This is a genomic window from Ralstonia chuxiongensis (genome assembly GCF_024158925.1).
Classification (GTDB): Bacteria; Pseudomonadota; Gammaproteobacteria; order Burkholderiales; family Burkholderiaceae; genus Ralstonia; species Ralstonia chuxiongensis.
The window spans coordinates 37,979-60,078 of record NZ_JAMYWC010000005.1; the positions used below are offsets into that span (position 1 = coordinate 37,979).

Annotated in this window: 20 protein-coding genes; 10 read left to right on the forward strand and 10 right to left on the reverse strand. The window is 63.3% G+C overall.

Annotated features, from left to right (window positions below; all coding sequences use genetic code 11):
• Window positions 1-3: 3 nt before the first annotated feature.
• From NKG59_RS17305 to NKG59_RS17335, 7 genes are all read right to left on the reverse strand, one after another.
• Window positions 4-900 (reverse strand): AAA family ATPase, encoded by an 897-nt coding sequence (locus NKG59_RS17305; protein ID WP_253539311.1) that lies wholly within the window; start codon window positions 898-900, stop codon window positions 4-6.
• A gap of 20 nt (window positions 901-920) precedes the next feature.
• The gene (locus tag NKG59_RS17310) at window positions 921-1,727 is read right to left on the reverse strand and encodes an FAD binding domain-containing protein (RefSeq protein ID WP_253539313.1); all 807 of its coding nucleotides are present in this window, start codon (window positions 1,725-1,727) and stop codon (window positions 921-923) included.
• Between the two features lie 15 nt (window positions 1,728-1,742).
• Window positions 1,743-4,121 (reverse strand): xanthine dehydrogenase family protein molybdopterin-binding subunit, encoded by a 2,379-nt coding sequence (locus NKG59_RS17315; RefSeq protein ID WP_253539315.1) that lies wholly within the window; start codon window positions 4,119-4,121, stop codon window positions 1,743-1,745.
• A 19-nt stretch (window positions 4,122-4,140) separates the two neighbouring features.
• Window positions 4,141-4,668: a (2Fe-2S)-binding protein gene (locus NKG59_RS17320; RefSeq protein ID WP_253539317.1), complete on the reverse strand. Its 528-nt coding sequence runs from the start codon at window positions 4,666-4,668 to the stop codon at window positions 4,141-4,143.
• 370 nt (window positions 4,669-5,038) lie between these two features.
• Window positions 5,039-5,215 carry a hypothetical protein gene (locus NKG59_RS17325; protein WP_009238172.1) on the reverse strand — a complete coding sequence of 59 codons (177 nt, stop codon included), beginning with the start codon at window positions 5,213-5,215 and terminating at the stop codon, window positions 5,039-5,041.
• A 181-nt stretch (window positions 5,216-5,396) separates the two neighbouring features.
• Window positions 5,397-5,876, reverse strand: a complete 480-nt coding sequence (locus NKG59_RS17330) for a CreA family protein (protein WP_253539319.1) — start codon at window positions 5,874-5,876, stop codon at window positions 5,397-5,399.
• Between the two features lie 33 nt (window positions 5,877-5,909).
• Entirely contained in the window at window positions 5,910-6,875 is a 966-nt protein-coding gene (locus NKG59_RS17335) for a LysR family transcriptional regulator (RefSeq protein ID WP_253539322.1), read from the reverse strand.
• Window positions 6,876-6,939: 64 nt separating this feature from the next.
• Between NKG59_RS17335 and NKG59_RS17340 the strand changes: the two genes are divergently transcribed.
• The gene (locus tag NKG59_RS17340) at window positions 6,940-8,493 is read left to right on the forward strand and encodes an MFS transporter (RefSeq protein ID WP_253539325.1); all 1,554 of its coding nucleotides are present in this window, start codon (window positions 6,940-6,942) and stop codon (window positions 8,491-8,493) included.
• 3 nt (window positions 8,494-8,496) lie between these two features.
• On the opposite strand, the gene NKG59_RS17345 is transcribed toward NKG59_RS17340, so the two are convergent.
• Together NKG59_RS17345 and NKG59_RS17350 are read right to left on the reverse strand one after the other, a co-directional pair.
• The gene (locus tag NKG59_RS17345) at window positions 8,497-11,532 is read right to left on the reverse strand and encodes a transglycosylase domain-containing protein (RefSeq protein ID WP_253539328.1); all 3,036 of its coding nucleotides are present in this window, start codon (window positions 11,530-11,532) and stop codon (window positions 8,497-8,499) included.
• Between the two features lie 103 nt (window positions 11,533-11,635).
• Window positions 11,636-12,547: a LysR family transcriptional regulator gene (locus NKG59_RS17350; RefSeq protein ID WP_253539330.1), complete on the reverse strand. Its 912-nt coding sequence runs from the start codon at window positions 12,545-12,547 to the stop codon at window positions 11,636-11,638.
• 112 nt (window positions 12,548-12,659) lie between these two features.
• On the opposite strand from NKG59_RS17350, the gene NKG59_RS17355 reads away from it, so the two are divergent.
• The 7 genes from NKG59_RS17355 to NKG59_RS17385 are packed head-to-tail and all read left to right on the forward strand — an operon-like array spanning window position 12,660 to window position 18,798.
• Window positions 12,660-13,769, forward strand: a complete 1,110-nt coding sequence (locus NKG59_RS17355; protein ID WP_253539332.1) for a muconate/chloromuconate family cycloisomerase — start codon at window positions 12,660-12,662, stop codon at window positions 13,767-13,769.
• Between the two features lie 38 nt (window positions 13,770-13,807).
• On the forward strand, window positions 13,808-14,098 hold the full coding sequence (gene catC, locus NKG59_RS17360) for a muconolactone Delta-isomerase (RefSeq protein ID WP_253539334.1): 291 nt from the start codon (window positions 13,808-13,810) through the stop codon (window positions 14,096-14,098).
• A gap of 49 nt (window positions 14,099-14,147) precedes the next feature.
• Window positions 14,148-15,083 carry a catechol 1,2-dioxygenase gene (gene catA / locus NKG59_RS17365; protein WP_253539336.1) on the forward strand — a complete coding sequence of 312 codons (936 nt, stop codon included), beginning with the start codon at window positions 14,148-14,150 and terminating at the stop codon, window positions 15,081-15,083.
• Window positions 15,084-15,111: 28 nt separating this feature from the next.
• Window positions 15,112-16,470, forward strand: coding sequence for a Rieske 2Fe-2S domain-containing protein (locus NKG59_RS17370; RefSeq protein WP_253539338.1), 1,359 nt, complete (start codon window positions 15,112-15,114; stop codon window positions 16,468-16,470).
• The gene (gene benB / locus NKG59_RS17375) at window positions 16,467-16,955 is read left to right on the forward strand and encodes a benzoate 1,2-dioxygenase small subunit (protein WP_253539340.1); all 489 of its coding nucleotides are present in this window, start codon (window positions 16,467-16,469) and stop codon (window positions 16,953-16,955) included. Before NKG59_RS17370 ends, benB begins: the two co-directional genes overlap by 4 nt.
• 35 nt (window positions 16,956-16,990) lie before the next feature.
• On the forward strand, window positions 16,991-18,019 hold the full coding sequence (gene benC, locus NKG59_RS17380) for a benzoate 1,2-dioxygenase electron transfer component BenC (protein ID WP_253539343.1): 1,029 nt from the start codon (window positions 16,991-16,993) through the stop codon (window positions 18,017-18,019).
• Window positions 18,016-18,798 carry a 1,6-dihydroxycyclohexa-2,4-diene-1-carboxylate dehydrogenase gene (locus NKG59_RS17385; protein WP_253539346.1) on the forward strand — a complete coding sequence of 261 codons (783 nt, stop codon included), beginning with the start codon at window positions 18,016-18,018 and terminating at the stop codon, window positions 18,796-18,798. The genes benC and NKG59_RS17385 overlap by 4 nt, the downstream gene beginning before the upstream one ends.
• A 91-nt stretch (window positions 18,799-18,889) precedes the next feature.
• On the opposite strand, the gene NKG59_RS17390 is transcribed toward NKG59_RS17385, so the two are convergent.
• A complete protein-coding gene (locus tag NKG59_RS17390) occupies window positions 18,890-19,057 on the reverse strand; it encodes a hypothetical protein (protein ID WP_200869025.1) in 168 nt (55 codons plus the stop codon).
• Window positions 19,058-19,459: 402 nt separating this feature from the next.
• Between NKG59_RS17390 and bioA the strand changes: the two genes are divergently transcribed.
• Together bioA and bioF are read left to right on the forward strand one after the other, a co-directional pair.
• Window positions 19,460-20,866 carry an adenosylmethionine--8-amino-7-oxononanoate transaminase gene (gene bioA / locus NKG59_RS17395; RefSeq protein WP_253539349.1) on the forward strand — a complete coding sequence of 469 codons (1,407 nt, stop codon included), beginning with the start codon at window positions 19,460-19,462 and terminating at the stop codon, window positions 20,864-20,866.
• On the forward strand, window positions 20,853-22,100 hold the full coding sequence (gene bioF, locus NKG59_RS17400) for an 8-amino-7-oxononanoate synthase (protein WP_253539352.1): 1,248 nt from the start codon (window positions 20,853-20,855) through the stop codon (window positions 22,098-22,100). Before bioA ends, bioF begins: the two co-directional genes overlap by 14 nt.

Consider the following 22,100-nt stretch of genomic DNA (forward strand, 5'->3'; position numbering starts at 1 on the left):
GCCTTACTCCGGCAGCGCGGGCGCGGCCAGCAGTTGCTCGATGGTTTGCGTATCGACGCGCGCCAGGTCGTCCTGATACTTGAGCAGCACGCCCAGCGTGTCCTGCACGGACTGCGGATCAAGCTCGGTCACGTTGAGCGCCGCCAATGCGCGGCACCAGTCGATGGCTTCGGCAATGCCCGGCGCCTTGAACAAGTCGATGCCGCGCAGGCGGTGCACGAAATCGACCGCGCGCTGCTGCAGGCGGGCAGAGGTCTCGGGCGCACGCTGCGCCACGATCTGCAGCTCTCGTGCCTTATCGGGGTAGCCGATCCATTGATACAGGCAGCGCCGCTTGAGCGCGTCGTGCACCTCGCGCGTGCGGTTGGACGTCATGATGACCAGCGGAATCACCTGCGCGCGCACCGTGCCAAATTCAGGAATCGACACCTGGAAGTCCGACAGCAGCTCCAGCAAAAACGCCTCGAAGGGTTCATCCGCGCGGTCGATCTCGTCGATCAGGAGAACGCGCGGTGTCTCGGGATGGAGCGGGTCGGGTAGCAGCGCCTGCAGCAACGGGCGCTTGAGGAGGAATTCGTCGCGATAGAGCGTGTCGGCGCGCGGCTTCTCACCGGCGGCCTCGGCCAGGCGCAGCGCCATGATCTGGCGCGGGTAATCCCATTCATAGAGCGCGCTGGCGGTGTCGAGCCCTTCGTAACACTGCAGCCGCAGCAGCGACGTGCCGAGCAGCCCGGCTGCCGCCTTCGCCAGCTCGGTCTTGCCGACGCCGGGCTCGCCTTCGAGAAACAGCGGCCGCTGCATGCGCAACGCGAGGAACAAGGCCGTGGCCAGCTCACGGCTGGCGAAATAGCCCTGGCCCTGAAGTTGCGCGATGCAGTCGTCGATGGAATCGACCGGCATGCCGTTCCTTGGGCGTGCGCTCAATGGTGGTGCGCCAACGCCTGCTCAACCGCACGCGCCGTCAATACCGGAATGAGGTGCGCCCGATATTCCGGCGAGGCATGCAGATCGCCCACCAGATCATCGGCCGGCACCACCACCTTGCGAGCGGCTTCTGCGGTAAAGCTGGCTGCCAGCGCCTGCTCCAACGGCGTGCAACGGAACACGCACGGCGCCGCGCCCGTGACCGCCACCCGCACATTGTTGCCCTTGCGGCTGATGAACACGCCCACCAGCGCAAAGCGCGACGCGGGGTTGCGGAATTTCACGTAGGCCGCCTGGTCCGGCACCGGAAACTGCACCTCGGTGATGAGTTCGTCCGCAGCCAGCGCGGTCTCATACATGCCGAGGAAGAAATCGTCCGCCGCGATGTTGCGCCGCTCAGTGACGACGGTGGCGTTCAGGCCCAGCACAGCGGCCGGGTAGCACGCCGCCGGATCGTTGTTGGCGAGCGAGCCGCCGAGCGTGCCCATCGCGCGCACTTGTCGGTCGCCGATGCCGCCGGCCAGTTCCCCCAGCGCGGGCAGCATGCGAGCGATGTCCGCGTTGTCTGCCACATCGGCATGGCGTGTGGCTGCACCCACCGTAATCACACCGGGCTGCGTGCGAATGCCGGACATGCCCGGAATGCGCGTGACATCCACCAGCGTAGACGGCTGTGCCAACCGCAGTTTCATCGCGGCCAGCAGGCTCTGGCCGCCGCCAAGGTACTTGGCGTCGGAGTGCGTCTTCAGCGCGGTGACGGCGGTCTGGGCGTCGGTGGCTTTCTGGTACTCGAAATCGTACATGGTGGGCTCCTCTGCCTAGGCCTTGGCCGCTTGAATGGTTTGCCAGACACGATGCGGCGTTGCTGGCATCTGGATGTCCTTCACGCCCAGCGGCGCCAGCGCGTCGACGATGGCGTTGATCAGCGCCGGCGGCGAGCCGATCGCGCCGGCTTCGCCGCAACCTTTAACGCCCAGCGGGTTGTGCGTGCACGGCGTGCCCTTGGCGGTTTCCACCGTAAAGCTGGGCAGGTTGTCTGCGCGCGGCATGGCGTAGTCCATGTACGAGCCGGTCAGCAACTGGCCGTTCTCGTCGTACACGCACGCTTCCATCAGCGCCTGTCCGATCCCCTGGCCAAGCCCGCCGTGTACCTGACCCTCGACGATCATCGGATTGATGATGTTGCCGAAATCGTCCACCGCGACGAAGCGGTCGATGTGGACTTCGCCGGTATCAGGATCGACCTCCACTTCGCAGATGTACGCGCCGGCCGGGTAGGTGAAGTTGGTCGGGTCGTAGAAGGCGTTTTCGTCCAGCCCAGGTTCGAGCTTGTCGAGCGGGTAGTTGTGCGGCACGTATGCGGTGAGCGCGACTTCGCCAAAGGTCTTGGTGCGATCGGTGCCGGCCACGCAGAAGACGCCATCCTTGAACTCGATGTCCTCCGCCGACGCCTCCAGCAGATGCGCGGCGATTTTCTTGGCCTTGGCCTCGATCTTGTCGAGTGCCTTCATGATGGCGGAGCCGCCCACGGCAATCGAACGCGAGCCATACGTGCCCATACCGAACGGGATGCGCCCGGTGTCACCGTGCACGATCTCGATGTTGTCGATGGGCACGCCCAGCCGATCGGCCACCACTTGCGCGAACGTCGTCTCGTGGCCCTGGCCGTGGCTGTGCGAGCCGGTGAAGACCGTGACGGAGCCCGTCGGGTGCACACGAATTTCGCCGGCTTCAAACAGACCAGCCCGCGCGCCAAGGGCCCCCGCGATGTTCGACGGCGCCAGTCCGCACGCTTCGATGTAGCAGGAATAACCCATGCCGCGCAGCCGCCCCTTGGCGCGCGAGGCATCGCGTCGGGCCGCAAAGCCCTTCACATCGGCCAGTTCGATGGCGCGGTCCAGGCACGGCTCGTAGTCGCCGGTGTCATACGTCAGCCCCACCGGCGTGGCATAGGGGAAGGTGCGGATGAAGTTGCGGCGGCGCAGCTCAGCCGGGTCAACTTGCAACTCGCGCGCGGCAGTTTCAACGAGGCGTTCGACGACATACGTCGCCTCAGGCCGGCCGGCGCCACGATACGCATCGACGGGCGCGGTGTTTGTGAATACCGCTTTCACCTCGGCATAGATGGCTGGCGTCTTGTACTGGCCCGCAAGCAACGTCGCATACAGGATGGTTGGCACGCTGCTGGCAAACGTCGACAGATACGCACCCATGTTGGCCGTCGTATGCACGCGCATGGCGAGGAAATTGCCCTGTGCGTCGAGCGCCAGTTCTGCATGCGTAACGTGGTCGCGGCCATGCGCGTCGGTCAGGAAGGATTCGGAGCGCTCGGCCGTCCACTTGATCGGCCGGCCGACCTTCTTCGATGCCCACGTAAGCGCGACGTCTTCCGGGTACAGGAAGATCTTCGAGCCGAACCCGCCGCCCACATCCGGCGCAATCACGCGCACCTTGGCTTCGGTCAGGCCCAGCACGAACGCCGACATCAGCAGGCGCTCCACGTGCGGGTTCTGGTTGGCGACGTAAAGCGTGTAGCTGTCGTCCTGGCGCGAATAGCTGGCATTGACGGCGCGCGGCTCGATGGCGTTCGGAATCAGCCGGTTGTTGACGATGTCGAGGTGCGTCACGTGCGCGGCCTTGGCAAACGCCGCGTCGGTGGCGGCCTTGTCGCCGTGCCCCCAGGTGTAGCAGGTGTTGTTGGGCACGTCGTCGTGGACGGCGGTGCCGGCGGCATCTGCGGTGGCAGTGTTGACCACGGCGGGCAGTTCGTCGTATTCCACGTCGATCATCTCGACGGCGTCCTTGGCGATCTTCACCGATTCAGCCACCACCAGCGCGACCTGATCACCCACGTGGCGCACCTTGCCTTGCGCGAGCACGGGGTGGGGCGGCTCCTTCATCGGCGTGCCGTCAATGCTGTGGATGAGCCAGCCGCACGGCAGGCCGTTCACCTTGTCGGCGGCCAGGTCGTCGCCGGTGAGGACGGCCAGCACGCCCGGATGGTTGCGTGCGGCATCCGCATTGATGTGTTTGATGCGCGCATGTGCATACGGCGAGCGCAGGAATACCGCGTACGACTGGTGGGCCTGGACGACATCGTCCGTGTACTGTCCGGCGCCTGTCAGGAAGCGGAAATCTTCCTTGCGTTTGACGGACGCACCGATCAGGTGGCTGTTGGGTTCTGCGGGAGCGTTCATGGTGGTCTCCTCGCTCGGGTCAGGCGGCGTGGGCGCGCGCTGCGGCCAGGCTTTGCAGAGAGGCATCGTCGCCCTCAGCTTCAGCCATGGCTTCGGCACCGTGCATCACGGCCCGCACGATGTTGTGATAACCCGTGCAGCGGCAAAGATTTCCGTCGAGCTGCTCACGCACCGTGTGTTCATCGGGATGCGGGTGTTGTGCAACCAGCGCCGTGGCGGCCATCACCATGCCCGGTGTACAGAAGCCGCATTGCAGGCCGTGGCATTGGCGAAAGGCTTCCTGCATCGGGTGCAGTGTGCCGTCCTTCGACAGGCCTTCGATGGTGGTCACCTCGGCGCCGTCCGCCTGCACGGCCAGGATGTTGCAGGACTTCACCGCGCGCCCATTCATATGCACGGTGCAGGCGCCGCATTGCGCCGTATCGCAGCCGACGTGCGTGCCGGTCAGGCGCAAGTTTTCGCGCAGCAATTGGACTAGCAGGGTATGGGGTTCGACACTGACGGTGACAGGCGCACCGTTGACCGACAGCTTGAGGCTGATCGCCATGGGAGTCTCCTTGGGGGATGGGCGCCGGGTGCCATGCTGTGCGCCTTCGTTGCTGCGAAGATGCGCGCGTGGTCTCGATATCGGTGGTCGCGGCTCTACTCAGTAAAGCACAGGCGAACCAGAAGACAACCGCAGCGCGGTGAGCTGGTCGGAGGAAAAAGGGCGATGCTGCGGCACGCAGACAAAGCAAACAAATGCCGCAGAAATGACAAAGGGCCGGAATCCGGCCCTCGATTGGCACCAGGCGGTCATGACCTGGCGGGTGTGGCGGCGGGTGTGATGACACACGGCCGGCGCACGGTGCTACTGAAACTGCGATTGCTGCATACAGCTAACCTGGGCACACGCCCATCAACAATAGCGTGGCGGGTTAGGCCTTGGCGGTGCGGTGCGTGCCGAACAGGTTCGCGATTGCCGAGAAGAACTGGGCGAACGAGAACGATTGGCCGCTCGGACGACGATAGTAGTAGATACCTTCGGACATTTCGCGCTCGATCAGTTCGCGTTCGAGTTGATCGGTCAGCTTCAGGTCGTTCGTGTTTTGCATGATTGGCCTCTTAGGGAAATCCCGGTTAGGGAATACCCTGATCATACATCAGATGACGCAATGCACCATACGTAGGCTTACGTATGCACCCCTTTTGCGCCGTCTATCGTTGCTCGGCCACCACGCTGGCGTTGCGCCGCACCAATGTGGTGCGGTCACCGCTTTCTATACGCCTTGCGTCTCACTTGACCGGAATGGGTTGGCTGGCCGGAATCGGCACCGCCGTCACGCTGTTCTTCGGGCTGCCTGAAATGACCTTGTCTGAATACGTCAGATAGACCAACACATTGCGCTTGCGATCGACCGTGCGCACCACGTGCAGCGTCTTGAAGACGAGCGACAGGCGCTGCGTGAACATGTCGTCCTGCTGCGGCAGGGGCTTGACGAAGCTGATGTCACCGACTTGGCGGCAGGCCACGGCGGCTTCGCTCACGTCTTCGGCCACGCCCAGCGTGCCCTTGATGCCGCCGGTGCGGGCCCGCGAGACGTAGCAGGTCACGCCCTGCACGAGCGGATCGTCAAAGGCTTCGATGACGATCTTGTCAGAGCCCGTGATGCGGAAATTGGTGCTGACGCTGCCGATATCTTCGGCGCGGGAACAGCCAACGGTGCTCAGAGCGAGCGCGGCAATCAAAACGGGGAGTTTGGTGAACGGGCGCATGGCTTTGCGTAGATAAAAAGGGAAGATTGAAAGTCAGAGCAGCGACTCAGGCGGCCAGGAAGCGGCAGCTTCGTCGACAAAGGTGGGCCGCATGTCGGTGTGTTGGCGGGAATGCTCTATGCGGCGGTGCAGGGCGTCCATGAAGACCTTGACCTTGGCGGGCATCAGGCGGCGGCCTGGAAATACGGCATACACGCGCATCGGCGGGGATTGGAAATCCGTCAGCACTTCCTGAAGCGCGCCTGAAGCGATCAGGTCGGTAGCAAACACGGAGGTGATGCGAGCGACACCCAGACCCGCAATCGCGGCCTGCATGCGCAACTCGCTGTTGGCGGTGCGCATGCGGAAGTCCAGCGGCAGGTTGATCGTCTCGCCGCCGGGCGTGCGGAACTGCCATTCGGCTTCGTTTGAGGTACCGAGGCAGGGCCAATCGGCGAGCTGGTCTGGGTGGGTGAGCGGCCCAAGACGCTCCAGCAGCTGCGGGGCGACGACCACGGCGCGCCGCAAGTCAAAGACGCGCTGGGCGACGAGGCCGGAATCGGGCAACGGGCCGCGCGGCACGGTCAGCATGATGTCGTAGCCCTGGGCGAGCGGGTCGATCTGGCGCGGCGCGACATCCACCTCGATGCGCAAGCCGGTGTGCTCGCGCATGACTTCCAGCACCACCTCGGCGAGCTGCTTGGCGGCAAATTCGTATGGCATGGCAATGCGCAAGGTGCCCGCGGGTGACTGGAACGTCGCTGCGGCATCTTCCGAAACTTCGCGCAGCCGCTGGAACAATGGGCCGGCGTCGCGCAATAGGGCTTCTCCGGCATCGGTCAGGCGCAGGCGGCGCGTGCTGCGCTCGAAAAGGCGCACGCCCATCTTGCCTTCCAGCCGCGACACCGCTGTGCTGACCGACGACTTGGGCAACCCCAGCCGATCGGCCGCGCGCGTGAAGCTGCCGAGCGTGGCCACGGTGCAGAAAGTGTCCCAGTCGTTCCAGTCCGTCGTTCGCATAGTTGAACAATGAATTTGTTAGCAGGCGATTTCCGCCGGTTTCGAGGCAAATTACCATCCCTGCATGAACACGCCAAGCACAGACCACACGGTTTCTCCGCCGCCCGCACCGCGCAAACCGGCCGCCGCATCGACCGTCGGCAGCCGGATGGAATTGCGCATGGTGGGCATGGTGATTGGCTTGGCGACGGGCGTGGACTACATGTCCAACCTGATGTTCTCGATTGCCGGGCCGCATATCGAAGGCGGGGTGCTGGCGTCACAAGATGTGTATCTGTGGGCCGTGACGGCGTATGCGGCAGCGGCCAGCCTGGCGATTCTGGTGATGGGCCGGCTGGCCGATCACATGACGTACCGGAAGCACACGCTGCTGTCGCTGCTTGTTTTCATCGTCGGCACGCTGATGTGCGCGGCTGCCGAGGGCGGCACGATGCTGATCGTCGGCCGGGCGGTGCAGGGGTTTGGCGGCGGGCCGATGCTGTCCACCTCGCGCATCTTTGTGCAGCACAGCCCCGCGCACGAACGCCGCACGATGATGAAGGGCATGATCTACGGCATCTTCGGGCTGAGTTGCGTGTCACCGATGCTGTCGGCGGCGCTCACGGAGCAATTTGGCTGGCGCGCCATCTTCGTCGCGCAGTTGCTGGTGGCGGTGGTGGTGTGCGGGCTCGTGGCGGCGTTCTATCCGCACCCAAAGATGCACGAGCGCAAGGGCGATTTCGCGTCGCTCGACTGGCCCTCGGCCATCGCGTTCGGGCTGGCGGCGCTGATTGCGCTGCATGGCTTCCAGCAGGCCCGCTTCATTCACCCCGATGGTTCGCCCGCGCAAGTGGTGCCGATCATTGCGGTGGTGACGCTCATCATCTGGGTTGGCATTCGCCAGACGGGCCATCCCGTGCCGTGGGTCGATTTGCGGGCGACGTTGCAGCGGCGTTTCCTGATGGGCATGGTGTTCTACGCCATCTATTACATGTTTGCGAGCGCCTGGGGGTTTCTCTCGTCGAGCCTGCTGCAGAACGGTTTGGGCTTCCGTTACGAGACCACCGCCCAGTTGATGAGCCTGGGCGGCTTGGTAACGGTGGTGCTGGGCATCCTGAACTTTCAGTTGACGAACCTGCTGCCGACCAAGCGCGTGCTGATTTCCATTGGCTTTGTGCTGATGGCGACTGCGCTGCTGTGGATGTCGCGTGTGGCCATGCCGGGGGCTTCGGTGGCGGCAGTGGTGCCGGGGTTCATGATCGAAGGCATGGTGGGGATGTTTGTGGTGATCCAGGTGGCGGGACTCTCTTACGTGGATTTGCCGGCCAAGGATTTCGGCCATGCCTACCAGTTCAAGGGAATCATGCGGGCTTGGGCGCAGGCGTTTGGGACGATGGGAGCCACGCTGTTACTGCAGCGCGGACAGGCGCAGCATCGCACCGACCTGGTCGGGCACGTAAGCGCGCTGACGCCTGCTTGGCAGTGGCCGCATCCGTTGCAGGGCGCTGAGTTGATTCGCATCTCCGCCGAGATTGACCGGCAGGCGACGTTGTTGGCTGTGGGAGATTTGTTTGCCTGGGGCGCGGTGGTGGCGTTGGTTTGCGCGGGGGCGATTTGGTTGCAGCGGTCGTTGCGGTGAGGGTCAATCCAGCTTTTGTTCCGGCGCCATGGCCTGCGGCACCTTGCAGTTGAAGGCTGGCGCCTCGTCTTGCAGGTTCAGGTGGTTCATCAGCGTGGGCGCCAGGACTTTTAGCACTTGCACCGTCAGTGCGCTGGTGAATTTGTACTTGGCAGCGTCGGCGCCGGCTACATATGCGACGACGGTGCCGAAGTAGCGGTCTCCCAAATAGAAGACAAACGCGCCGGAGCGGCTGACGACTCGCTCAGAGATGAGGCCGCCGCCGCGGCTGAAGGTTTTGAAGCGATTGTCGCCGGTGCCGGTTTTACCGCCGATGGCGATGGGTTTGCCATCCTTCTGAACGAACGTTCCGGAGATCCGCTTGGCGGTGCCGCCTTCGACGACGCCGGCCAGCGCTGACTTGACCAAAGGCGGAATTTCGGGCGGCAGCACACGTTCTCCAGCGCTGGGGTCGCGGCAGAGCATCACTTCGTACGGCGTGTCGGCGGCGAAGCGCAGGCGGTCGATGCGTACGCTAGGCAGGCGAATGCCGTCGTTTTCGATGATGCCCATCAGCTCCGCCAGCGATGCCGGCCGGTCTGCCGATGCGCCGATGGCCGTGCCGTATGACGGCACCAGCGATTCAAATGGATATCCCAGCCGCTTCCACATGGCGTGAATCTGCTGGAACGCTTCAATCTCCAACATCTGTTTGATGCGCTTGTCTTGCGCGGCCTTGCGGTGCGATTGCAGCAGCCATTTGTAGACGGACAAGCGCTCATCGGCGCTTGCCTCGTTCACCTGCGTGAGCGTGGCTTGCGGATGAGTTCGCAGGTAGGCCACCAGCCAGAGTTCCAGCGGATGCAGCCGTGCGATGTAGCCGCGGTCGGCCAGGTCGAAACGTTGGACGGAATACTTCTCGTACAGATTGGTGAGTTCGGCCTCATCCAGCTTTGCGCCCGGCAGGTAGCTGCGGATGAACGCTGCGAGCTTGCCCGGGCCGGCTTCCGGGTCGATGCTGCGGTAGATCGTGGCCAAGCGCACCGGTGTGGCACGTGTGCTTTGCACCAGGATGGCTTCGCGCTCCTGGTCGGTCTTGCCCTTGTACTTTGCGTAGAACCGCCCCATGAACAGCTTGCCTTCGCGGTCGGCAAAGCGTTGCAGGTAGACCTGCCGCTGCGGGGAATCGGGGTTGGTCAACGCCTCGGCGCCGGCGTTGGGCAATTGGTGCTGAAAGTAGCGCGAGATGTCGCGCATGATCCGTACGAACACGAGATTGACGGAGTGCTTGAGCCCCTCACGCACCGTGAAGTTCTGCGTGCCTTCCCATTTCTCGAAGTTCTCGAAGCTCTGCATGCCGCCGCCGGTGGCAAACCATTCGCCAGCGTTGCCGGAGTACTTGCGCTCCATCGACGCATCGAGCATTGCCTCGAGCGACCGGTCTTGCGTGTGGGCGAGGTAGTCCACCGCCCAGCGCTCGATCGGGTTCTGCACTGGGATGTTGATTTTGCGCAGCGCCGCCGCAGGCTGGTCGGCATAGCGCTTGTGCAGCTCGGCCACGATCTGGAGATACGTCACAAGTGTGCGCAGCTTGGCCGTCGAGCCCAGATCCAGCTTGACGCCTTCGTTGATGTCGAACGGCTTGTCGAACGTGTCGGCCTGCACCAGCACGCGGTTGCCGCCCGGCGCCCGTTCATAGAGCGTGAAGCTGTAAGTCACGCCGCGCGGGTCGCCGCGCTCCAGCATCATGTCGCCGACGAGGCCGGCAGCCTTGGCTTGTGCCGGGTCGCGCAGTTTGCGCAGCTCAGTGGAGATATCGCGCTGCAACGGCGCATCGAGCGTGCTGCTGGCGGTCAGGTCGAGCCGGTCAAGCGCATACATGCGCGAGATGCCGAGCATGCCCGCCAGGTTGACGCGCACCGCGTTTGTGCCTTTGTGCTCAATTGGCGGAGGCGGCACGCGTGTGTTCAGGGCCTGTTGCTTGAGCGATTGCGCGATCGCCGCATCGCGCAGCGCCGGCGGAATCACGCCGGTCACGGCCAACACGCGCAGGTAGGCGTTGGTCAGTGTTTCGAGTTCATCGAGGTTCTCAAGGTAATACGACGGCCGCCGCTGCGATACGAGCAGGCTCAACGCCTCCTTGTACGCCAGCGCACGGTCTGCCAGCGGCGCAGCGGAGTTGGCCGAGAGCAACCCATTCACCTGCGCAAAGTCGCGTCCGTACCAGACCCACAGCGCATCGCCAATCCCCTGGATCTCGCCAAACCCGGCGCGCGCGCCCAGCGGTACGGTGTTCAGATAATCGACGGCGAGCTGGTGGCGCGTGACTGTGGTGTCTTCCCCGTTCAGGTAAGCGCGCGCGGATGCTGAAAACATTTGACGCAGCTTTTCGCTGGGGGAATCGGTGCGGCCTTCGGGGGAGTGACGGTACTTCTCGATTTGCGTGGCAAGCGTGCTGCCGCCGGGCGATTCATGCGCCGGGTTGACGGCGTGCAGGGCGCGGTCCCACACGGCGCGCGCCAGGCGTGACCACTCCACGGCCGGGTTGCGCTTGGGGTATTCGGTCTGCAACAGCGTTCGGTTTTCGATGGCGAGCAGCGAGTTGACGAGCAGCGGCGGCACCGACGCGAAACTGTCATACACACGTTCGGGGTGCCGCACGCTGTAGATCGGTCGGCCATCGTCGTCCAGCAATTCCAGCCCCGCTTGGTCTTTCTCGCGATAGGGCGGATTCATGCCGCTGTCCATTCGCGCGACCATCTCGTTGGATGGCACGGCCTGCTGAGCGACGATGTAGCCGCGCGAGCGCAGGCGGTCTAGAAACGTGGGGAGGTCGTGATAACCGAGCCGCTGGTCGTAAGGGCCGGAGTTCGGGTAGCGGGCCGAATTGTTTGGCCCCGGCTTGACGGGAAAGGTTTGCGATTTCGCCAGATGCGCGAAGTAGCGGGCTTGCCAGGCGGAGGTGCGGAATTCGTGAGCGACAAGCAAGGCGGCCATCGCAAGCAGCAGCGCCACGAAGAGGGCCAACTTGATGATGATGGGGCGGCGTATTCTTTTCACTCGCTTGCGCTCCAATCGCAGGCGGACGGGCGCCTTGCTTCAATCTAGCCCATGCGGCCGTCGTGTCCAGCGGCTTGTAACTTTGGTGCTGCCATTGCAAGCCTTACGAGGGCGCGTAATACGGGATCTTCTGCTCGTCATACAACCGATACGTCAGCGCCAGCATGGCCTGGATGTCTTCAGACTCGTCGAGCAGGCGCGTGCTGAAGATAATGGGGGAGACCAATTGCGGATCGTCGAGTTCCATGTAGCAGACATCTTCTCGCCGCAAGCCCGCCACGCTACGCGGCACCACCGATATACCTTCGCCTGCAGCAACCAACCCCAGCGCAATTTGCAATTCCCGTGCCTCGTAGATCTTGCTGGGTTCGAGCGCGCGGTCGTGGAAGAGGGCGAGCACCTGGTCCGCATAGCTCGGGCGCGGCGCGCGCGGGTAGATGATGAGCGTGTCGCCGACAAGGTCGCGCAGGGATACCGTCGTTCTGCCGTCCAGCAGGGCATGGCCTGACGGCAGCGCGACGATCAATCGCTCATCGCGCAGGAGGATGCGCCGCACGTTCGGGTCTTCATAGCGGATGCGGCCGAACCCGACGTCGATGCGGCCATCTTTGAGCGCCTGGATCTGGTCCATGGTGGTCATCTCGTGCATGGTCAGATCGACCATCGGGTATTCCGCCCGAAAGCGCCGGATGACCTTCGGCAGCATCCCATACAGCGTCGACGCCACGAAGCCGACGGACATGCGCCGCTCGATCTGACCCACGCGCTGCGTCATCGACGCAAGTTCTGCCGTTTGCGCGAGCAACTGCCGCGCGTGCGCGTGGAAAAAGCGGCCGGCTTCGGTGAGCTTGAGCGGGCGGCTGCCGCGCTCGAACAGCAGCACGCCGATTTCCTCTTCCAACTGCTGGATCTGCCTCGAGAGCGGCGGCTGCGCGATGTGCAGCCGTTCAGCGGCACGCGTGAAGTTCAGCTCTTCAGCGACGGCAACGAAGTAGCGAAGGTGGCGCAGCTCCATTTTTTATACCTGATGGGTATGAAACTGATACTAAATCGGTGTTGGACGCAATAAATCGCGTTGCGTAATCTGGATTCCACGTTGATAGCAGTTCTTCTGATACCTGGAAAACATGATTCGCTCGATCGAGGCCATTCTAGTGGATGTGCCCACCATCCGTCCGCACAAACTGTCCGTCGCCACCATGCATACGCAGACGCTCGTCCTCGTGCATGTGTGCTGCGAAGACGGCATCGAAGGTTGGGGCGAGGCCACCACCATTGGCGGGCTCAACTACGGCGAAGAAAGCCCCGAGAGCATCAAGGTCAACATCGACACGCACATCGCGCCGCTGCTGATCGGCATGGAGGCCCGCAATGTGGCGGCTGCCATGGCAAAGGTGCGAAAGACCATCCAGGGCAACCGCTTTGCCAAGTGCGCGCTGGAAACGGCGCTGCTGGATGCGCAGGCCCGCCGGCTTGGCGTACCGCTGTCGGAGCTGCTGGGCGGCCGGCTGCGTGATGCGCTGCCGGTGGCCTGGACGCTCGCCAGTGGCGACACCAAGAAGGACATTGCCGAGGCAGAGGCGATGCTGGCTGAGCGCCGCCACCGCATCTTCAAACTGAAGATCGGCCTGCGCCCTGTGGCAGACGATGTTGCCCACGTGCTGGCCATCAAGCGCGCCCTGGGCGACGCCGTGAGCGTGCGCGTGGACGTCAACCAGGCCTGGAGCGAGCTTGACGCCGCCAACGGCATCGCCGCGTTGCAGGCCGGCGGCATCGACTTGATCGAACAACCGGTGCGTGCCGAGAACCGCGCCGCGCTGGAACGCCTCGCTCGCCAGTTCGCCGTGCCGATGATGGCCGACGAAGCGCTGCATGGTCCGCTGGACGCATTTGAGTTGGCCTGCTCTGCAAGCGCCGACGTCTTCGCAGTAAAGATCGCGCAATCCGGCGGCCTTGTGCCGGCCATGCAAGTCGCCGCCATCGCGCAGCTTGCGGGCATCGGCCTGTACGGCGGAACGATGCTCGAAGGCGCCGTTGGCACGGCAGCCTCCGCCCACGTGTTTTCCACCTTTGGCGAGCTGCAGTTCGGTACCGAGCTGTTCGGCCCCTTGTTGCTTACGCAAGAACTGCTGACCGAGCCGCTGCAGTACCGCGACTTCATGTTGCAGGTGCCCACCGGCCCCGGCCTGGGCATCCAGATTGACCGCGACAAGCTGGCGCGCCTGCGCCGCCAATAAGAACAACCAGACCAAGACACCCCACCAAGGAGCCCACGATGCTGTTCCACGTTCGCATGGATGTCCGCCTGCCGGCCGACATGCCCGCCGATGTCGCCAACGAGATCAAGGCGCGCGAGAAAGCCTACTCGCAAGATCTGCAGCGCAGCGGCAAGTGGCGCCACATCTGGCGCCTGGTTGGCGAGTACGCGAACTACAGCGTCTTCGACGTGCAGAGCAATGCCGAACTGCACGACATCCTGACGGCGCTGCCGCTGTTTCCGTACATGGAGATTTCGGTGACACCGATGTGCCGTCACCCCTCGTCAGTTCACGGCACGGACGATTGAGATCCCGCCTGAGACATTCCCCCCAGAAAACCACGTGGAGACACCCATCATGAACGCGCGCGTATTCCAAACGAAAGAAGTACAGGACCTGCTGAAGGCCGCCACCAATCTGGATGGCAAGGAGGGCGATGCCCGCCTGAAGCAGATCACCCATCGTTTGCTGGCCGATCTGTTCAAGGCCATCGACGACCTCGACATCACGCCCGATGAAGTCTGGGCGGGCATCAACTACCTGAACAAGCTCGGCCAGGACGGGGAGGCCGCATTGCTGGCGGCAGGCGTTGGCCTGGAGAAGTATCTCGATATCCGCATGGACGCTGCGGACGAGGCGCTTGGCATCAACGGCGGTACGCCGCGCACGATTGAGGGCCCCTTGTACGTAGCGGGCACGACGGTGCGCGATGGCGTGTCCAGGATCGATATCGACCCGGATCCGGCTGCGGGCCCGCTGATCATTCACGGCACGGTGACCGGTGCCGACGGCAAGCCGGTGGCTGGCGCGGTGGTCGAATGCTGGCATGCGAACTCGAACGGCTTCTATTCGCATTTCGATCCGACCGGTGCGCAAAGCCCGTTCAACCTGCGCGGCGCGGTCAGGACCGGCGCCGATGGCAAATATGAATTCCGCACGCTGATGCCGGTGGGCTACGGCTGCCCGCCGCAAGGTGCCACGCAGCAACTGCTGAACGGGCTTGCCCGCCACGGCAACCGGCCTGCGCATGTGCACTTCTTCGTCACGAGCAAAGGCCACCGCAAGCTGACGACGCAATTCAACATCGAAGGCGATCCGCTGATCTGGGACGACTTTGCCTATGCCACACGCGAAGAACTGATTCCGCACGTGGTGGAAAAAACCGGTGGTGCCGCGCTCGCCCTGAAGGCCGATGCGTACAAAGACATTGAATTCAATATTGCCCTGACGCCGCTGGTTCAGGGCAAGGACAACCAGCGCGTGAATCGCCTGCGCGCTTCGGCCGAGGCTTGAGGCCGAGTGCCTCAACGTGGAGAAGACCATGTCCGCCCTGATTGATAAAGCCAGCGAACTGGACCAACTGCTGTCAACCGCCGTGGTGGATGACGAAGAGGCCGGCATTTTCCGCTGCCGCCGCGACATCTTCACCAACCCGGATCTGTTCGAGCTGGAGATGAAGCACATCTTCGAGAACAACTGGGTGTATCTGGCGCACGAAAGCCAGATTCCGAACAACAACGATTACTACACCACGTGGATCGGTCGCCAGCCGATCGTCATCACCCGCGACAAGACCGGGGAGCTGCATGCGGTCATCAACGCGTGCGCGCACAAGGGCGCGATGCTGTGTCGCCGCAAGCATGGCAACAAGGGCAGCTTCACGTGCCCGTTCCACGGCTGGACGTTTTCCAACACCGGCAAGCTGCTCAAGGTGAAGGATGAGAAGACCACCGAGTATCCGGTGCAGTTCAACACGCATGCCTCGCATGACCTGAAGAAGGTGGCGCGGTTCCAGAACTATCGTGGTTTCCTGTTCGGCAGCCTCAATGCCGACGTGCAGCCGCTGGAGACCTACCTTGGCGAAGCGCGGGTGATCATCGACCAGATCGTCGATCAGTCGCCCGATGGCCTGGAAGTGCTGCGCGGCAATTCTTCCTACGTCTATGACGGCAACTGGAAGATGCAGATGGAGAACGGCTGCGACGGCTACCACGTGAGCACCGTGCACTGGAACTACGCCGCAACGATGGGGCGGCGCAAGGAAGGCGGTACCCAGGCGGTGGATGCGAACAGCTGGAGCAAGTCGGTGGCGGGCGTCTACGGGTTCGAGCATGGCCACATCCTCTTGTGGACCAAGACAATGAATCCGGAGGTGCGGCCCGTCTATGCGCACCGTGACGAAATCAAGGCGCGCGTGGGCGAAATCCAGACAGACTTCATCGTCAACCAGACCCGCAACCTGTGCCTGTATCCGAACGTGTTCCTGATGGATCAGTTCAGCACGCAGATTCGCGTGGTCCGGCCGATCAGCGTCGACAAGACCGAGGTCTCGATCTTCTGTTTCGCGCCAAAGGGTGAGAGCGCAACCGACCGTGCCACGCGCATCCGCCAGTACGAGGATTTCTTCAACGTCACCGGCATGGGCACCGCCGATGACCTGGAGGAATTCCGCGCCTGCCAGAACGGATATGCCGGCACTACCGCGCTGTGGAACGACCTGTCGCGCGGGGCACCGCTGTGGATTCACGGCCCCGATGAGAACGCAACCAGGATGGGATTGAAGCCGCTCATCTCGGGCGAGCGCAGTGAAGACGAAGGCCTGTTCGTCTGCCAGCACGAATATTGGGTGCACGTCATGCGCGAGGCGCTCAAGCAGGAATGCGAAGGGGTGCCGGCATGAGCGCGGATTACCAGAACATTTGCGCCGCCTTGTACCGTGAGGCGCGACTGCTTGACGACCGCCAGTGGGACGCGTGGCTCGAATGCTACGCAGAAGACGTCACGTACTGGATGCCCGCATGGGATGACGACGACCAGTTGACCGACGACCCGCAGAGCCAGATCTCGTTGATGTACTACGCCAATCGCTGCGGGTTGGAGGATCGCGTCTTCCGTATCAAGACCGAACGCAGCGGCGCTTCAACGCCGGAGCCGAGAACCAGTCACACCGTCGCCAACGTCGAAGTTGTGGCCGAACGCGGCGATGAAGTCGACGTGCGCTACAACTTTCACACGCTCAGCCATCGGTACAAAACCACCGATCACTTCTTCGGCACGATGTTCGTCACCCTGCGCCGCGCCGGCGATGGTTTCCTGATCGCATCAAAGAAGATCGTCCTGAAGAACGACTACATCCGGCAGGTGCTCGACGTCTATCACGTCTGATTTGCACATCCGTATCCAAGGCAGCGAGGTTTTCCATGTCCAGTTTCACAGTCGCATTGAACTTCGAGGACGGGGTGACCCGTTTCATCGATTGCAAAGCGGGCGAGAAGGTGCTCGATGCCGCCTTCCGCGCCAAGATCAACCTGCCCATGGATTGCTCCGATGGTGTGTGCGGAACCTGCAAGTGCCGCGCGGAGAGCGGAAGCTACGACCTTGGCGACGATTACATTGACGACGCCCTGACCGAAGACGAGAAGAACACGGGCCTCGTCCTGACGTGCCAGATGGTGCCGCAAAGCGATTGCGTGATCGCGGTGCCCACCACGTCGACCAGCTGTAAGACTGGTCAGAGCAGCTTCGGGACAACGGTGTCGAAAGTCGAGTTGCATAACGACGCAGCCGTCGTGCTGGAACTGGACGTGGACGCTACTGCGCCGGTGTTTCTCCCTGGCCAGTACGTCAACATCGGCGTGCCGGGCAGCGGGCAGCACCGCTCGTATTCGTTCTCATCCGCCCCCGGAGAATCGAAGATCAGCTTCCTGATCAAGAAGATTCCCGGTGGCGTGATGAGCCGTTGGCTGGAAACCGCGCAGCCAGGCGACAAGCTCGATCTGCAGGGGCCGCTGGGCAGCTTCTATCTGCGCAATGTGCAGCGGCCGCTGTTGTTCCTTGCGGGCGGCACGGGTCTCGCGCCGTTCCTGTCGATGCTTGAGGTGCTGGCACGCACCAATTCGCAGCAGAAGGTGCATCTCATTTATGGCGTGACCCGTGACCTCGACCTGGTGCAGGTCGATGCGCTTGAAGCCTATGCGGCGCGGTTGCCGAACTTCACCTACGCCACCGTCGTGGCCGACGCAGCGTCGAATCATCCGCGCAAGGGTTGGGTGACGCAGCACGTGCCCGCCAACGCCCTGAACGATGGCGACGTGGATGTCTATCTGTGCGGGCCGCCGCCGATGGTCGACGCCGTGCGCAAGTACTTTGACGACGAGGGCGTGAAGCCCAGCAGCTTCTACTACGAGAAATTCACGCCCAATGCAGTACCGGAGGCGAAGGCGGCATGAGCATGCAACGATTCTCAGGTAAGACCGTCGTCGTGACGGGCGCGGCCCAAGGTATCGGGCGTGGCGTGGCATTGGCGCTGGCAGAAGAGGGCGCCCAGGTGCTGCTGGTGGATCGAGCAGAGCTGGTCTACGAGGTGCAGGCCGAGATTACCGCAGCGGGTGGCCAGGCCCACGCCACTACGGCCGATCTGGAAACCTACGCTGGCGCTCAGCATGCCGTGCAGGCCGCACTCGATGCCTTCGGCCACATTGACGCACTGATCAACAACGTCGGCGGCACGATCTGGGCAAAACCGTATCAGCACTATGAAGAAGCGCAGATCGAGGCGGAGATACGCCGCTCATTGTTTCCCACGCTGTGGTGCTGCCGCGCTGTGCTGCCGCACATGGTGGAGCGCCGGCAGGGCGTGATCGTGAACGTGTCATCGGTTGCCACGCGCGGCATCTACCGGATTCCGTATTCGGCGGCCAAGGGTGGCGTGAATGCGCTCACGGCTAGCATGGCGTTGGAGCATGCGCAGGACAACATCCGCGTCAACGCGGTCGCCACGGGTGGCACCGAAGCGCCGCCGCGGAAGATTCCGCGCAACACGGCGCCCATGTCGGAGCAGGAAGCCGTCTGGTACCAGGGCATCGTTGACCAGACCATCGCTAGCAGCCTGATGCACCGCTATGGAACGATCGACGAGCAGGTGCGAGCGATCCTGTTCCTGGCTTCGGACGAGGCCTCGTACATCACCGGGACGGTGTTGCCGGTGGGCGGCGGGGATTTAGGCTAGGTGCGCGTGAAACGCCCCAAAACAAAAACGGCGCCAATGCGCCGTTTTTTTTCGTGCCTTTGCGGTATGGCCGAACATTCGGCCGCGACGTTCAGCCCAGGTACGAACCCGACTTGCCAACCACTTCTGCGTACACCAGGTTGTCATCCCAACCGTTGCGGAAGAAATTGACCACTGCGCGCAGCAGCGATGGGCGACGGGCGGCCTGCACTTGAGCTTGGCCGGCGAACTTCGGGGTGTAATAGGCTTGCTGGATCATGATGTTTTCTCTCTTTCTCTCGTTGCGTTATCTAGGGTTTTCCCGAGTATAGGGTTATCCCTAGGACAGAGCAATGACGCAACGCAAACGTGCAGTCCATTCTGAATATCACTCAAAGTAAATAATCCGTCAGACCCTCCTGTTCCCTAGCGCAACTTCTGAGTCGGCTTGATGGATCTCTGCTTCATGTGATTTTTAAGACGCTTTTCATTGCCACGGAAAAGATTTTTTAACGACAAGTTCCCCGCAGGACGTTGAATGTCCGCCGAAGAAGTGCGCTTCTTCACTCTTTGTCGGCTTTCGTGTCGTCAATTTAGTCAAACATGCGGGCTTGTTGTTTGATCAACATGCCCTCTACCATACGCCGCCGAATCCCCCGCTTCTGTTTCGAGGAGGCCTCGTATGGCGTATCCCCCAATCCCGGTGCCGGCTGACGGCGCGCCCAGCGCCAATACGGCGTGGCAGGCGCGCAGCCGCGCGGCCGTCTGGCATCCGTGCACTCAAAATGCGCGGCTCGATGCCATGCCGCCGCTGCCGATCGCACGCGGTCAGGGGCCGTGGCTGATCGACTTTGATGGCAAGCGCTACTTGGACGGCACCAGCTCCTGGTGGGTCAACCTCTTCGGCCATGCGAATCCGCACATCAATGCGGCGCTGAAGACCCAGCTCGATTCACTGGAGCACGTCATGTTGGCGGGCGCCACGCATCGGCCGGCGGTGGAGTTGGCCGAGCGCCTCATCGACCTGACGGGCGGTGTGCTGGGCCACAGCTTCTTCGGCTCCGACGGCGCTTCTGCCGTGGAAATCGCCCTCAAGATGAGCTTCCACGCCCATCGCAATGCAGGGCAGGGCGCGCGCAGCCGTTTCGTCTGCCTGGAACACGGCTACCACGGTGAAACGCTCGGCGCGCTGGGCGTGACCGACGTCGCGATCTTCCGCGATGCGTATGACCCGCTGATTCTGCAATCGCACCGGGTGCCATCGCCGGACGCGCGTCTAGCCGGCCCGGGCGAGACCGCCGCCGACGTGGCCGAACGCGCGTTGGCCGCGCTGCGCGATTGCCTGAGCACCAACGCTGGCACCATCGCCGCCGTCATCATCGAGCCGCTGGTGCAGTGTGCCGCCGGCATGGCCATGCACGACGTGAGCTATCTGCGCGGCGTGCGCGCGCTGTGCGATGAGTTTGGCGTGCACTGGATTGCGGACGAGATTGCCGTGGGCTGCGGTCGCACCGGTACGTTCTTCGCGTGCGAGCAGGCTGGCGTGTGGCCGGACCTGCTGTGTTTGTCGAAGGGCATCAGCGGCGGCTATCTGCCGCTATCGATCGTGCTGTCGCGAGACGCCATCTATGACGCCTTCAACGACGATGCACCGGTGCGCAGCTTCCTCCATTCGCATTCATACACAGGCAACCCGCTGGCATGCCGTGCGGCACTGGCCACGCTCGATCTGTTTGCTGAAGAAGACGTCTTTGCGCGCAATCGCGTGACCGCCGCGCGCATCGCCCAGGGGCTGGCGCCGCTCTCGCACGATGCGCGTTTTGCCCATCTGCGGCAGACGGGGATGATCACCGCGTTCGACGTGCACCCCGAAGTGGCCGGCGCCCGTTTTGCCGAGCGCTTTGCGTTGACGGCACGCACGCAGGGGCTGCTGCTGCGCCCCATCGGCAACACCGTTTATCTGCTGCCGCCTTATGTGCTGAGCGACGAAGAGACCGACCTGCTGGTCGAACGCACGCTGCAGACGCTTGAAGACACGCTGGCCCAAGTTACGGGCGAAACAGAAGGACACACCTATGCGATTGCTTGACGACCTGCAGGCAGGCCTGGACGCCATCGACGCCGCACACCTGCGCCGCGTGCGCCGCACCGCGTACAGCCCGACGGACCGCAGCCAGCGCATCAGCGTGTCCGGTGGCGAACCGCGCGACATTCTCGGCTTTTGCGGCAACGATTATCTGGGCCTGGCAGCGCATCCCGCCTTGGCCGAGGCGGTGACGCACGGCACGCAGCAATATGGCTTCGGCAGCGGCGCATCGCATCTGGTCAGCGGTCATTCGATCGCGCACGCGCGGCTGGAAGCACGCATGGCGGCGCTGCAAGCCGAACACATTCCCGAGGCAGACGCGCTGTTCTTCTGCACCGGCTACATGGCCAATCTGGCCGTGGTGAGCGCCATGGCGCAGGCCGGCGGCATCCGCCCGGCGGAGGAATGCACGATCTTTTCTGATGCGCTGAACCACGCCTCGCTCATCGACGGCGCGCGGTTGTCGCGGGCGCCCGTGAAGGTCTATCCGCACGTCGACGTGGCTGCGTTGGAAGCCCTTCTGGTCGCGAGCACCAGCCGCAACAAGCTGATCGTCACTGACGGCGTGTTCAGCATGGACGGCGACATCGCGCCGCTGCCCGAACTGCTCGCGCTGGCCGAACGCTACGATGCCTGGCTGATCGTCGACGACGCGCACGGCTTGGGCGTGCTCGGCGAAAAAGGTTCGGGCGTGCTGTCGCATTTCGGGCTGCGCTCGAAACGCCTCATCTATGTCGGCACCTTCGGCAAGGCCGCTGGTGGATCGGGCGCGGCCATCGTCGCGCACCAACTGGTGATCGACTGGCTGGTCCAGCGCGCGCGCACGTACATCTTCACAACAGCCACGCCGCCGGGCATTGCGTGTGCAGTGGAGGCAGCATTGGATCTGATCGCAGGCAAGGAGGGCGCTGAACGTCGCGCGCGCCTCGATCGCCATATCGCCGTGTGGAGTGCGCATGCACAGCGTTTGGCCGCGCGCTTCGGCTGGCAATGGATGCCATCGCCCACGGCCATCCAGCCGATCGTGATTGGCGAGAACGCACCCGCATTGGAGTTGGCCGCTGCGCTCGAGCGCGAAGGCATCCGCATCGCCGCCATTCGCCCGCCGACGGTGCCAGCGGGTACGGCGCGCCTGCGCATCACGCTGTCGGCCGCACATACCGATGCGGACATCGAACGTCTTGCCCAGGCGCTGGAAGCGGCCGGCCAATCGTTGCAGCCGGCCAAGGCAGCCTGA